This window comes from Kitasatospora sp. cg17-2 (genome assembly GCF_054031055.1).
Genome location: NZ_CM132923.1, coordinates 309,191 through 322,528 on the forward strand (window position 1 = coordinate 309,191; position 13,338 = coordinate 322,528).

Here is a 13,338-nt window from a genome sequence, read left to right on the forward strand (position 1 = left end):
AGCACCGCGCGACTGCCGCCGACCGGCTCCGCCCCCGGGCTTCACGCCGTCCTGCGGACGGCCCCGGCGGCGAGACGGCGCAGGGCGTCGGCGGTCGGCGCCTCGAAGGACGTCAAGGCCCCCAGGGCCCGTTCGTACCTGTCGGTGATCATGCTCTCGACGGCCTGCCGGGCCCCGGTGGCCTCGATGATGCGGCGTGCCACCTCGGCCTGGTCCGGGGTGAGGGAGGGGCTGCCGAGGAACAGCCGGAGCTGGTCCTGCTGGGCGGGGTCGGCCTGCTGGAGGGCGAGGGTGATCAGGACGGTCGCCTTGCCTTCGCGGAGGTCGTCCAGGACCGGCTTTCCCGTCCGGTCCGGGTCGCCGAAGACACCCAGCAGGTCGTCGCGGAGCTGGTACGCCTCCCCGAGCGGGGTCGCGTACGCCGACAGGGCGTCCATCAGGGTCTGGTCGGCTCCGGCCAGCGCGGCCCCCAGTTGCAGGGGGGCTTCGACGGTGTACTTGACGGCCTTGAGGTGGGCGACCAGCAGGGCCGACTCCAGGTCGCCGCGGTGGAGCGTCCCGGCCTCCAGGTCGAGGTACTGGCCCACGATCGCCTCGAACCGCATCGCGCTCAACAGCGGTGTCACCCGCTCCAGTTGGGCCGGGGTTGGGTGGCCGAGGCGGAACAGTTCCTCCGACCAGAGCAGGGCGAGGTCCCCGATCAGGATCGCGGCGCTCTCGCCGAAGCGCTCCGTGGCACCGGCCCGGGGCGGCAGGCCGACGGCGGGGAGGCGACGTTCGCAGTCGGCGGTCTGGGCCCGGTGGACGGTGCGCCGACCGCGACGGGTGACGGAGCGGTCCATCACGTCGTCCTGGATGATGGCGAAGGCGTGGAAGAGCTCCAGGGACGCGGCGAGGTGAAGTGCGGTGTCCGGGTCGCCCGCGGCGCCGGCGGCGTGCCAGCCGATCATCGTGAGGACCGGACGCACGCGCTTGCCCCCGGCCGCCAGCAACTCGGTGATCGGATCCACCAGGTTCGGCAGCCGACCACCCTCGGTCGTCAACTCCGCCTTGTGGGTGAGGAAGCGGTGCAACAGCTGTTCGACGTCCTCCTTGAAACGTACCGGGTCCGGGAGGGCAGGCGGTTCCGGCGCCGGGTCAGGGTCCGGCGCCGACAGGGACTGCGGGAGCGGCAGAGTCATGACGGGCTGGTCTCCTCGGTGGAATCGGAGGGTCGGAGGTTGAGGGCTTCTTCCAGCAGGGCTTCGACGATCCGGTGCTCGGGGACGGTGCGCACGGTCCTGCCGCGGACGAAGATCTGCCCTTTGCCGTTGCCGGAGGAGACCCCGATGTCGGCTTCGCGGGCCTCGCCCGGGCCGTTGACGACGCAGCCCATCACGGCGACGCGGAGCGGGTGCGGGAAGCCCTCGAAGGCGGACTCCACCCGGGCGGCCAGACGGTGGATGTCGACCTGGAGCCGGCCGCACCCGGGGCAGGAGACGATCTCCAGCTTGCGCGGGCGCAGCCCGAGGGACTGCAGGATGTGGCAGCCCGCCTTGACCTGTTCGACCGGAGGGGCGGACAGGGAGACCCGGACGGTGTCGCCGATGCCCTCGGAGAGCAGGACGCCGAAGGCGACGGCGGACTTGATCGAGCCCTGCAGCGCCGTCCCGGCTTCGGTGACCCCGAGGTGGAGGGGGTAGTCGCAGCGCTCGGCGAGCAGGCGGTAGGCGGCGATGACGGTCAGCGGGTCGTGGTGCTTGACCGCGAGCTTGAGGTCCTGGAAGCCGTGTTCCTCGAACAGCGAGCACTCCCACAGCGCCGACTCGACCAGGGCCTCGGGGGTGGCCCTTCCGTACTTGGCGAGCAGTCGGGGGTCCAGGGATCCGGCGTTGACGCCGATCCGGATCGGCACCCGCGCCGCGGAGGCCGCCGCCGCGATCTCTCCGACGCGGTCGTCGAACTTCCTGATGTTGCCGGGATTGACCCGAACGGCGGCGCACCCGGCGTCGATGGCCTGGAGGACGTAGCGGGGCTGGAAGTGGATGTCGGCGATCACGGGGAGGGTGGACCGGGCGACGACGGCGGACAGCGCGTCGGCGTCGTCCTGGGAGGGGACGGCGACGCGGACGAGGTCGCAGCCGGCGGCGGTGACTTCGGCGATCTGCTGGAGGGTGGCGTCGATGTCCGAGGTGGGGGTGGTGGTCATGGTCTGGACGGACACCGGTGCGCCGCCGCCGACCGGGACGGCGCCGACGTGGATCCGTCGGGTGCGGCGGCGCACCGGCCTCCCGGGCGGCTGCGGCAGGCCGAGGTCGGTGCTCATCGCGCCCTCCCCGCCGCCGTTGCCGTTACCGCCGCCGCCGCTACCGTTGCCGCTGCCGCTGCCGGACTTCCGACGACGGGCGCCCCGGCCGGGCCCGGGTGGAGTTGCCGGACGCTGCGGGCGATGCCCGGCCCGTCCAGGCCCGCCCGGGCGAGGAGTTCGGCGCGGGATCCGTGCGGGACGAACGCGGGCGGGAGTCCGAGCACGGTGACCGGTGTCGTGACCCGGGCGTCCTGGAGCGCCTGGGCGATCACGGCACCGACACCGCCGGTGCGGACGCCGTCCTCGACGGTCGCCACCAGCCGGTGCCGGCCCGCGAGTGCGGCCAGCGCCGGTTCGACCGGATGGACCCAGCCGGGATCGGCGACGGTGACCCCGATCCCGGCGTCCTCCAGCAGGGCGGCCGCCTCCAGGCACGCCCCGGCCAGGGGCCCGACCGCGACGAGCAGGACCTCCAGCGGGTAGCACGGGCTGCGGTGCAGGAGGTCGATGCCGTCGATCCGCGCCGCCGGTTCCACGGCGGCGGCCGGTCCTCCCTTCGGCAGGCGCAGGACGGTGGGCCCGTCGGTGGCGACGGCCTCACGCAGCAGTACGGCGAGCCGCTCCGGGTCGCGGGGGGCCGCGATCCGCAGACCCGGCACCATCGTGAGCAGGGAGAGGTCCCACATACCGTGGTGGGAGGGGCCGTCGGGTCCGGTGACCCCGGCCCGGTCCAGCACGAAGGTGACCGGCAGCCGGTGCAGGGCGACGTCCATCAGCACCTGGTCGAAGGCGCGGTTCAGGAAGGTGGCGTAGATCGCCACGACCGGGTGGTAGCCCCCGAGCGCCAGCCCGGCGGCGCAGGTGACGGCGTGCTGCTCGGCGATCCCGACGTCGAAGACCCGCGCGGGGAACCGGTCGGCCATCGGCTGCAGGCCGGTCGGGCGCAGCATCGACGCGGTCAGCGCGACGACGTCCGCCCGTTCCTCGGCGAGGCGCAGCAGCTCCCGGCCGAAGACGTCGGTCCACGAGGGTGCGGCGGAGCCGCTGGCCGGGGCGGGCCGTCCGGTCGCGGGGTCGATGGTGCCGACCGCGTGCAGGCAGTCCGCCGCGTCCTGCTCGGTCGGCGGGTAGCCCTTGCCCTTGACGGTCGTCGCGTGGACCACGACCGTCCGGCCCAGGGCCCGGGCCGCGCGCAGCGCGGATTCGAGCGCGGCGGTGTCGTGGCCGTCGACGGGTCCCAGGTAGGTGAGTCCGAGATCGGTGAAGAGGTTCCGGCACCCCTCGGCGCCGCCACTGGCACCGCCGCGCGACTTCAGGGCGCCCAGGTGTGCCGCCACCGCGCCGGTGGTGGGGGCGTAGGAGCGGCCGTTGTCGTTCAGGACCACGACCACCGGGCGCCGGGGCTCGGCGCCGAGGTTGTTCAGTGCTTCCCAGGCCATGCCGCCGGTCAGCGCGCCGTCCCCGATCACCGCGACCACCGCGCGGTCCGGCTCGCCGGACAGCTGCCGCGCCCTGGCCAGGCCGTCCGCGTAGGAGAGCACCGTGGAGGCGTGGGAGTTCTCGATGACGTCGTGCTCGGACTCGGCCCGCGACGGGTACCCGGACAGACCGCCGTCCTGCCGGAGTCCGCCGAACGCCCCGGCCCGCCCGGTCAGGATCTTGTGCGGGTAGGCCTGGTGGCCGATGTCGAACAGCACGGTGTCGCGCGGCGAGTCGAAGACCCGGTGCAGCGCGATCGTCAGCTCCACGACGCCCAGGTTCGGTCCGAGGTGGCCACCGCTCGCGGCGACCCGGTCGATCACGAACGCCCGGATCTCCCGGGCGAGTTCGGGCAGCCGCTCCGGGGGCAGGGCACGGACCGCCGCCGGGGCACCGATCTCGGCCAGCAGCGGGAACCCACCGGTACCGGCGGGGCCGGCGGTCATCGGGACCGCACCGGGGACGGCGGAGCGAAGCGGACGGTCTCGACGGTGGTCGTCCGTTCGAGCACGGTCACCGGCCCCAGCCCGCGCAGTGTGTCGACCACGCCCTCGACCAGGGACGGCGGCGCGGAGGCACCCGCGGTCAGGCCGATCCGGGCGGCCGGCTCCAGCCAGCCGGGGCGGATCCGGGCGGCGTCCTCGATCAGGTGGGCCGGAGTTCCCGCGCGGCGGCACAGGTCCACCAGGCGGAGGGAGTTGGAGGAGTTCGGCGACCCGACCACCAGCACCAGGTCGACCTCGGCCGCGACCGCCCGCAGCGCGAGCTGACGGTTGGTGGTGGCGTAGCAGATGTCCTCCGAGGCCGGGGCGCGAAGGTTCGGGAACCGGTCCCTGAGCGCGTCGATCACCTCCGCCGTCTCGTCGACGGCCAGCGTGGTCTGGGTGAGGCAGGCGACGTCCGCGTCGGTCGGCAGGTCGAGGGCAGCCACGTCGGCCCGGTCCCGGACCAGAACGGTGGACCGGGGCGCCTCGCCGAGGGTGCCCTCGACCTCCTCGTGGCCGGCGTGGCCGATCAGGACGACGGTGGAGCCCCGGGCGGCGAACCGCCGTGCCTCGACGTGCACCTTGGTCACCAGCGGACAGGTCGCGTCCACCACCGTCAGGCCGCGCCGCGCGGCCTCCGCGCGCACCGCGGGCGACACGCCGTGGGCGGAGAACACCACCAGCCCTCCGGCGGGCACCTCGTCCAGTTCCTCCACGAACACCGCCCCGCGTTGTTCCAGGTCGCGGACGACGTGGGCGTTGTGGACGATCTGCTTCCGCACGAAGACCGGGGTGCCGGTGGCCGCCCGCCGCTCCAGCAGGCGCTCCACCGTCTCGATCGCCCGTTCCACTCCGGCGCAGAACGAACGCGGCGCCGCCAGCAGCACCGTCCGGGGGCGGGCCAGCCGGGACCAGCCGTCGACCGTGTTCCAGGCCGCGCCCCACGTCCGGCGGTCGTGTGCCGCCGCGACACCCGGGCCGCGGCGAACGGGCCCGACCAGCGCGCCGCAGGCCAGGACCGGACGCGGCGCGACCGCTCCGGCCGCCGCGGGCGCCGTCACCACCCGGAACGGGCTGACGGTGCCCTCGGGCAGCAGCACCACCGGCGCGGTGCGCACCCGGGTCCCGGCCCGGGCCAGCCCCGCTGCCAGCAACGGGGCCGCGGGGCAGGGGAGCCGGCGGCCCGCGGGCTCCGTGACGGAGGTGGCCACCAGCACCTCCCCCGGGTCCAGGGCGGGTTCGGGCGGTACCGCGGGACGGCTGCGGATCTCTGGTCCGATCATGACGGTGGTCTCCTTCGCGCACGCCGACGAGGGCGGGGGTCGGACGGGTCGGGAGACGTCGGGCGGCCCGGTGGACGGGGGGTCGGCTCCGCAGGTCTCCTTCCTCATCAAGTACCTGGCGCGCCCCCGCCGACAACGTCCGGGCCGGGGCCCAGGCGTGCACGTGTTGAACGGGTGCCCCGGGCTCCGGGCGTTCAACACGTGCACGCTCCGGCCGTCGTCGGTCCATTGGCGTTGCACCGCGGCAGGTGTCTCCTGGGCCGGGACACCGCGTCCGAGCGCCGGGAGCCTCGGCGGCCCCCCTACCGTCCCGCTCTTCCGTCCCACCTCGTCGACGGCCGAAGTCCCAGGAGGCGACATGACGTCCGTGACCGACACGCCCGCTCACCAGGAGGGCGACCGCCCTTCGGAACCGGGGCCCGCCCTGCGGCACCTGGCAGTCGTCCTCGACGGCAACCGGCGCTGGGCCCGCACGCACGGACAGACCCAGCTGTGCGCCTTCCGGCGCGGCGGGCAGCGGGTCCTGGACTTCCTCACCTGGTGCCAGGACCTCACCGAGCTCACCACCCTCACCCTGTGGCCGCTCTCCACCGAGAACCTCCAGCGACCCGCCGCCGAACTCGACCCGCTGCTCCGGCTCATCACCGACATCACCCGGGCCATCGCGGCCACCCGCCAGTGGCGCATCCACTACCTCGGTACGCCCCACCGCCTGCCGCCGCCGTTCGCCCGGACCCTCGCCGAGGCCGCCGAGCAGACCCGGCGGCTCGACCGGCCGGTGCTCAACCTCGCCGTCGCCTACGGCGGCCGCGACGAGATCGTCCGCGGCGTGCAGCGCCTGATCATCAGCCACCAGGAGGCGGGCACCCTCGACGACCTGGTCCGGCACTTCGGCCCCGACGACATCGGCCGGCACCTCGACACCGCGGGCCAGCCCGATCCCGACCTGGTGATCCGCACCGCCGGCGAACAGCGCCTCTCCGGCTTCATGCCCTGGCAGGCGGCCTACGCCGAGCACTATTTCTGCCCCACGCCCTGGCCCGCCATCGACAGGGCGGACCTCGACGCCGCGACGGACTGGTACCGCCACCGCAGCCGCACCTACGGCCGCTGACCCGGCGGGCGCCCCGGGCACGCGGCCACCACCAACGGCACCATCCCGACCGAGACCGGCGACACTCCCGGTGAAAGGCAAGGGCCCCATGACCGCCAGGCCAGGAGCGCTGAGGCTCCCGTACCTCCACTACCCCTACCCGCCGGAGATCCACCCCGAGACCGACCGGGCCGAGGACGAGATGATCGAGTGGCTGACCGGACACGGGCTGCTGACGGACCCCCGTCGTCGCACCGCCCTCCGGCACAGCCGCTTCGCCGAGGTCGTCGGCCGCGAGTACCCCCAGGCCGAGCCCGACGGGCTGAGGATGGTGACGAAGGTGTACAGCTGGGTGTTCATCCTCGACGACACCTTCTGCGACTCCGGCCTCATGGGCGAGGACGTGGCCACCCTGGCCGCCTTCCACACCTGGATGCGCGAGATCATGGAGGTGGGCGGCCTGGAGGCCTCCGAGAGCCTCGGCCGAACCGTCACCGCCGGGCTCAGCGTCGCCGACCGACGCCTGTGCCACCGCCTCGCGGAAGCCGGGAACGATCTCTTCCAGCACGTCCACGCCCGGTCGAGCCCGACCCAGTACATGCGCTTCGTCGCCGAGATGGAGTACTACTTCCTCGGCACCCTGTGGGAGGCGGGCCACCGTGTCCGCACGACGATGCCGTCACCGGCGGAGTACGCCATCGGGCGGCGCATGACGAGCGCGACTCCCCCGGGCCTCGCCCTCCAGGACATCGCCGCCGGCTACGAGGTCCCGGCCCACGAGTACCAGCACCCCGCCGTCCGGGAGCTGCGGCGGACCGCCAACAACGTCATCTCCTGGTGCAACGACGTGTTCTCCTACTGCAAGGAACAGCCCTCGGGCCCGGTGCCGCTCAACCTCCCTGCCGCCCTGGCGTGGCACCACGGCCTGGACGAGCAGGCCGCGATCGACGAGACCGCCCGGCTGCACAACAGGGAGGTCGACACCTACCTCGCGGCGGAGGCCCGGGTGGCCGGCTGGGCCGGCCCCGAGTTGGGCCGGTTCCTGCTCAGCATGCGCACCATGCAGCGCGGCTTCTACGACTGGGGGCTGACCACCCCCCGCTACAGCGTCGACCAGCACTTCAGTACAGGCCCCGGACAGGAGTGACGGCCCGGGCGGCCTCCAGTACGTGGGCGGCACCCGGGTGGCGGGCGAAGGGGCGCAGACGGGCCCGGAGGCGGTCCAGCGCACGGTCGGCCCGCGTGGAGCGCAGCAGGGGGTAGCGCTGCAGGAAGGGGCCCCAGGCGGTACAGGCGGCATCGAGGTGGCCGAGGCGCAACAGCGTCTCGGCCTTCCGCGCCTGCGTGAGCGCCGCCAGCCGGTGGTCCTGGGGCCGCCGGTGCCGCGCGGAGCTCTCGAAGGCCTGGACGGCCCGGGGAAGTTCGTCGAGCGCCAGCAGGATCTCGCCGCGCTGGTAGTGGAAGCCGTCGAGGGGGTAGGCCGCGAACGGGCCCTGCCCCTCGGGTACCGCGGTGTGCCGCCCCTCGGCCTCGGCCAGGTCGCTCAGCGCCTCGGTCCGGCGGCCGCCGCGGGCGTGCGTCAGGGCGCGCTGGGTGAGCAGGAACGCCCGGGTGGCGCCCGGGGCGTGCGGCGCCGTCCGGACCGCGGCGTCGGCGAGGTCGGCGGCGACGCGCAGGTGTCCGCACTCCAGCGCCTGGAGGCTGAGGGCCCGCAGGGTGATGGCGCACGTGCGGCGGTCGTGGGCCCGGTGGGCGAGGGCCAGGGCGGTGTGCAGGTACCGCTGGGCCAGCGCGTGGCGGTCGGTGTCGGCGGTCATGTTGGCGAGCAGGTGGGTGAGTTGGGCGGTGTGGGTGAGCAGGAGGCGACGCGAGGCCTCGTCGGCCGGTCGGTTCAGCAGGCCGGCGGCGTCGTCCCTGAGGTAGGCGGCCAGGGCGGACCGCGCGTGGCCGCCCCCCTGGTGGCCCAGTTGCCGGGCGAAGACGGCGGCCATCGCTCCCAGGTCCCGCGCGCCGGCGTCCGCCGACCGGGCACCGGCGCCGAGGCCGGAACCGGCGCCGGGCGGTCGGTGCGGGAGGGCGGCGCCGTCCGACGGCCAGACGGGCGGTGCCACGGGGACCGGTGCGTAGACCAGGCGGGTCAGGGCGGCCCGGGTGCCCGGCATCGCGTCGGCGCGGGTCAGCGCGACCAGCCGGGCGACAGGGTCGTCCCCCTGCTCGTGGTCCGTCGTGTCCGCGGCTCCGGAGGGGTCGAGGACGTCGTCGGCGAGCCCGATGTCGTCGGGAAGCACCGGGCGCCGCAGCCGTCGGGCGAGGACGGCGGCGGCGAGCCGGGGGACGGGCGGGCGCGGGCGCGAGCCGCTCAGCCAGTGGGCGACCGAGGTCCGGTCGTAGCGCAGGTCCATGCCCTGCGCCCGTCCCTCGATGTTGATGGAGCGGGCGAGTTCACCGGCGGTCCAGTGGGCCTCGAGCAGCAGCTCTTTCAGCCGCAGGTTCGGGGTGTCGCGTGCCATGGCCTCTCCAGGGATCGCGCGGAGGAACGGGAAGGCGGGCGTCCGGTGCTTCGAGTGGACAGCAGGGCGAACGCCACGACAACCGCGCACCCGGGGCGCCCGAAGGCAGGGACCCGCGGACGTCGGCGCCGGCGCGGCAGCGTGCGCCGTACGCGGACCCGCGCGGGTCGCACGCCGCCGCATGTGCCCCCGGCACGGGCCGGAGGGCCCGCCCGCCGTGCCGGGGCACCGCCGGTCGGCCCGTGCGACCGGACCGACCGTCCCTCCGTGGACCGCGTCCCGGTGGTTCCGTCGCCACTCACCGCTCACCGCTCGCCGCTCACCGCGCCGGATGCGGCATCCAGCGGTCGGGGGCGGCGGACGCCGGGGCGCGGTCGGCACTCCCCGTGCCGGCCTTCCGGGAGGCGATCCGCATGTAGTTGATGCGGTTGGTGCGGTAGGACGCCAGGTAGGGCCGCTCGATGCCGGTGGCGAGCCGTGAGTGGGTGCGCAGCTCCCAGTAGGGGATGGCGGGTTCGGTCAGGTCGTCGACCTGGTAGGGGAACAGGCCGTGGTCGCGCAGTGCGGTGAGGTACTCGTCGCGGGTGTGGGTCCTCGACCGGTAGTGCTCGTCGATCTCGGCGGCCTCCACCGGCGTCGTGCCGTAGGCGTCGTTGATGCACCAGGTGGTGAGGACGTAGCGGCCCAGCGGCTTGAGGACGCGGGCGAACTCGGTGAACGCCTCGTCGAGGTCGACGTACATCGTGGTCTCGTTGGTGACGACGGCGTCGAACGTGGCGTCGGCGAAGCCGGTGTGGACCATGTTGGCGTCGTGGAAGCGCACCCGGTCGGCCACGCCCAGGGCGGTGGCCGCCTCGCGGGCGAAGCCGTTCTGGTAGCCGGAGAAGTTCACCGCGTCGACCTCGCACCCGTAGCGCTGGTGCAGCAGGAGGCTGGTACCGCCGCGCCCGGAGCCCGCGTCGAGGATCCGGCCGGTCGGGGGGAAGTCGCCCAGCACGGCGCTGAACGCCGTCACCTGGTGGGTCTCCAGCCGGTGGAGCTCGGAGCGGACGCGCTTCTCCCGGAGCTCGGGGCGCTCCTCCGCCAGCACGGTGCGGTCGAAGTCGGTGATGGCGAAGTGGTGGTGGTAGAAGCCGTCCTCGTGCCCGAGGTCGAGGTTGAGGGCGTCGGCCCGCTTGTTGTCGTAGTACTCGAAGGCGGCCTGCTCGAAGCCGTTCCGGACGTCGGGGGGCTGGGGGGTCATGTCGGGTCTCCTCACTGGTGGAAGGGGTAGGGGTCGGGAACCGGCGAGCCGGTCAGCTGCGGGAGTCCTGGAGCGTGCGGACGTGGTCGGGCTGGTAGGCGGCAACGCACAGCAGGTAGTTCATGGAGCCGGCCGTGAAGGCCGTCACGAACGGGTTCTCCACGCCGGTGCGGTGGTCGGAGTGCGACCGCAGTTCCCAGTACGGCAGGACGTCGCGGCGCCGGTCGGCCACGTGGACCGGGACGAGGCGCGCGGTGAGCATCCAGGAGAGGACCTCGCCGCGGGAGGGCAGGGCGGTGTAGTAGTTGTTGTTGATCGCCGTGACCTCGGCGGCGGTCCTGGTGGTCCTGCTGTCGGCGATCCACTCGACGAGGACGAGGCTTCCGCCGGGCCTGAGGAGGCGGGCGGTCTCGGCGAACAGCTTCCGCATGTCGGGCACGTGGACGGCGGCCTCGTTGAAGAGCACCACGTCGTAGCTGTGCTCCGGCAGGCCGGTGTCCTCGACGTTGGCGTGGAAGAACCGGACCTGGTCGGAGATACCGCGTCGGGAGGCGACAGCGTTGGCGAACGCGACGCGCTGTTCGGAGAAGTCGACACCGTGGACGGTGCACCCGAAGCGCTCCCAGGCGCGGAAGCTCGTGCCGCCGCGCCCGCAGGCCGCGTCGAGCACTCGGCCGGTGGGAGGCAGGGGCGGCATGAGGTCGATGACCGCCTCGCACTGGAGGTTCTCCATCCGGTGGATCTCCCGCAGGATCGCGTCCTGCCGTTCCCCGGGGTCGGTCACCTCCAGGACGGTCGGGTTGTAGGGGGTCAGCGCGAAGTGGGAGTGGACGTAGTCGTCGGGCCCCGCCTCGGTATTGATCTTGTCGGACGTCTTGAACTGGTAGTACGAGTAGACGTTCCGCTGGTGCGTGTCGTGGGCCCTGGTCGCGTCGACGTTGAGCAGGCCGAACTTCTCGGCGGCCGGCACCGCGACGTCCGCGACCGGGCGCAGCCACTCGGCGTACCGCACGCCGTCCGGCGGATCGTCGAGTTCGCGCGCGAGCTCGGCGACCGGAAGCCAGCGGACCTCGTCGATCTCCTCGGGGTGAGCAGCGGGGGTCCCGCTGTAGAAGGCGATGAGGACGTGATTGTGCTCCACCTCCACGTACGCGCTGGTGGGGTCGCCCAGGTCGTAGTCGACGGTGCCGACCTCGCGGGGTTCGACGCCCGAGATGCCCAGCTCCTCGAAGCAGTGGAGCCGGGCGTGGGCCACTACGTCCTGCCCCGGGGCGGGGTGGCCGCAGCAGGTGGGACCCCAGATGCCGGCGAAGCGGGTCTTGTGGGCGGCCCTCCGCTGCAGGAGCACGTTGCCCCGGCCGTCGAAGAGCATGAGGGAGTAGGCGCGGTGCCGCTTTCCGTGGGTGTGGGCGTCGATCATGCCGGTCGATCCGCACGCGTTCCCTTCGGCGTCCACCAGCTCGACGAGGTCGGTGGAACGGCGGTCGTCGGTCGCACTCATCCGGGAAGGTCCTTTCCATGCTGGGCAGTTGGCCGAGGCGGCCGCTGCGGGGGTGGATCGGTGGGGGGAGGGAGGTCGGGGAGCCGCCGTCGCCGCGGTCCGGGGGCGGACCGTGCCCGCCGCTCGCCGTCGTCGGCCGGTCGGCCGGTCGGTCAGGCGGTCAGGCGGTCAGTCGGTGCGAACGAGGCGTCGGAACAAGCCGGTGAGCTCGTCGCGGACGACCGAGGGCGGCAGCGCGGAACCCAGGCCGTCCACGGCCTCCCCCACATGCCGCTCCGCCAGCGCCTCGGCGTACCGGCGCCCTCCCGCGGCTTCGACGAGGTCCGCCATCGCCCGGAGTTCGCGTTCCTCGCTCACCGCGGGGACGGGGCCGTTCCTCAGCAGCAGCGACCGGAGTCGGCTTCCCTCCTCGGTTCCGCTCCGCAGCGCGGCGATCACGGGGATCGTCCTCTTGCCCGCCCGCAGGTCGCCGAACGCCCCCTTCCCCGTCCTGGCCGGGTCGGCCCAGATGTCGTCGACGTCGTTGCTGATCTGCCAGGCCAGGCCGAAAGCGGCCACCGCCTGTCGGAGGGCGGCGGCCAGTTCCGCGTCGGCGCCGCCGAGGAGCGCCCCGGTCTCGGCGCAGGCTCCCATCAGCGCGGTGGTCTTGGGCGTCGCGTCGAAGTAGTGACCGAAGGTCACCTCGTCAGGATCGATGTGTTCGAGAGCCGTGTCCGCCGCCTGCCCGCACACCAGGGCTTCCATGGAGCCGACCAGGACGGCGACCGCACGGCGACCGGCCTCCCCCGGCACCTCGGCGAGCTGCCGCACCGCGAGGGCGGTCAGGGCGTCACCGGCCAGAATGGCCTGGCCCGCCCCGAAGGCCGCCCAGGCAGCCGGGCGGCCCCGGCGACGCTCGTCGGCGTCCACGATGTCGTCGTGGAGCAGGGAGTAGTTGTGCACGAGTTCCACGGCCACGGCGGCCGGAACCGCCGCCGCGGCGGCGGTTCCGGCGTCTCGCCCGGCGTCTCCCCCAGCGGTGACGGCTCCCACCGCGGCCGCGGCTAGCAGGGTGATGCGGGCTCGCACGAGCTTTCCCGCACCGTCCTTCCCCGTCGGCCGGCCGTGGACGTCGCGCCATCCGAAGTGATAGCCGCACAGTGCGGACAGGTCGGGGTGGAGGCCCTCCACGGCCTCGCGCAGGAGCGGGAGGACGACGTCCCCCACCGCTGCCCCGCGATCCCCGAGAAGTGCGCCGAGGAATTCCTCCCGCCGCACGGGGTGGGCTTCCTGGTCCGACATCGTGGCTCCTCTCCGGCGCGGCCGCGAGGTGGTCGAGGTGGCACTGCCGCTCCGACGCCGGCAGGGGCGCGCCGCGGTTCGGGCCGGAAGCCCGTTGGCGTCCCCCCTATCAAGCACCCGGCGCACCGGGGCCGACAACGCGTGGCCGCCGACCGTGCGTGAACGCGTTGAACGGA

At 73.9% G+C, this 13,338-nt stretch carries 10 protein-coding genes; 2 read left to right on the forward strand and 8 right to left on the reverse strand.

What is annotated here, in order from left to right:
* Positions 1-41: 41 nt before the first annotated feature.
* Genes ACW14Y_RS01205 through ispH form a run of 4 tightly spaced genes read right to left on the reverse strand, consistent with a single transcriptional unit; the run spans position 42 to position 5,534 of the window.
* Positions 42-1,181, reverse strand: coding sequence for a polyprenyl synthetase family protein (locus ACW14Y_RS01205; RefSeq protein WP_456985551.1), 1,140 nt, complete (start codon positions 1,179-1,181; stop codon positions 42-44).
* Positions 1,178-2,305 (reverse strand): flavodoxin-dependent (E)-4-hydroxy-3-methylbut-2-enyl-diphosphate synthase, encoded by a 1,128-nt coding sequence (gene ispG, locus ACW14Y_RS01210; protein ID WP_456985552.1) that lies wholly within the window; start codon positions 2,303-2,305, stop codon positions 1,178-1,180. The genes ACW14Y_RS01205 and ispG overlap by 4 nt, the downstream gene beginning before the upstream one ends.
* Positions 2,302-4,212, reverse strand: coding sequence for a 1-deoxy-D-xylulose-5-phosphate synthase (locus ACW14Y_RS01215; protein WP_456985553.1), 1,911 nt, complete (start codon positions 4,210-4,212; stop codon positions 2,302-2,304). The genes ispG and ACW14Y_RS01215 overlap by 4 nt, the downstream gene beginning before the upstream one ends.
* Positions 4,209-5,534, reverse strand: a complete 1,326-nt coding sequence (gene ispH, locus ACW14Y_RS01220; protein ID WP_456985554.1) for a 4-hydroxy-3-methylbut-2-enyl diphosphate reductase — start codon at positions 5,532-5,534, stop codon at positions 4,209-4,211. The genes ACW14Y_RS01215 and ispH overlap by 4 nt, the downstream gene beginning before the upstream one ends.
* A 358-nt stretch (positions 5,535-5,892) precedes the next feature.
* On the opposite strand from ispH, the gene uppS reads away from it, so the two are divergent.
* Positions 5,893-6,648, forward strand: a complete 756-nt coding sequence (gene uppS / locus ACW14Y_RS01225; protein ID WP_456985555.1) for a polyprenyl diphosphate synthase — start codon at positions 5,893-5,895, stop codon at positions 6,646-6,648.
* Positions 6,649-6,736: 88 nt separating this feature from the next.
* Positions 6,737-7,774 carry a terpene synthase family protein gene (locus ACW14Y_RS01230; protein ID WP_456985556.1) on the forward strand — a complete coding sequence of 346 codons (1,038 nt, stop codon included), beginning with the start codon at positions 6,737-6,739 and terminating at the stop codon, positions 7,772-7,774.
* Here the strand turns inward: ACW14Y_RS01230 and ACW14Y_RS01235 are convergent.
* From ACW14Y_RS01235 to ACW14Y_RS01250, 4 genes are all read right to left on the reverse strand, one after another.
* The gene (locus tag ACW14Y_RS01235; protein WP_456985557.1) at positions 7,749-9,137 is read right to left on the reverse strand and encodes a hypothetical protein; all 1,389 of its coding nucleotides are present in this window, start codon (positions 9,135-9,137) and stop codon (positions 7,749-7,751) included. The genes ACW14Y_RS01230 and ACW14Y_RS01235 overlap by 26 nt on opposite strands.
* A gap of 319 nt (positions 9,138-9,456) precedes the next feature.
* Positions 9,457-10,380, reverse strand: coding sequence for an SAM-dependent methyltransferase (locus ACW14Y_RS01240; RefSeq protein ID WP_456985558.1), 924 nt, complete (start codon positions 10,378-10,380; stop codon positions 9,457-9,459).
* 52 nt (positions 10,381-10,432) lie between these two features.
* Complete coding sequence (idi, locus tag ACW14Y_RS01245; RefSeq protein ID WP_456985559.1) at positions 10,433-11,881, reverse strand: isopentenyl-diphosphate Delta-isomerase; 1,449 nt, start codon at positions 11,879-11,881, stop codon at positions 10,433-10,435.
* A 168-nt stretch (positions 11,882-12,049) separates the two neighbouring features.
* Entirely contained in the window at positions 12,050-13,162 is a 1,113-nt protein-coding gene (locus tag ACW14Y_RS01250) for a polyprenyl synthetase family protein (RefSeq protein WP_456985560.1), read from the reverse strand.
* Positions 13,163-13,338 lie beyond the last annotated feature (176 nt).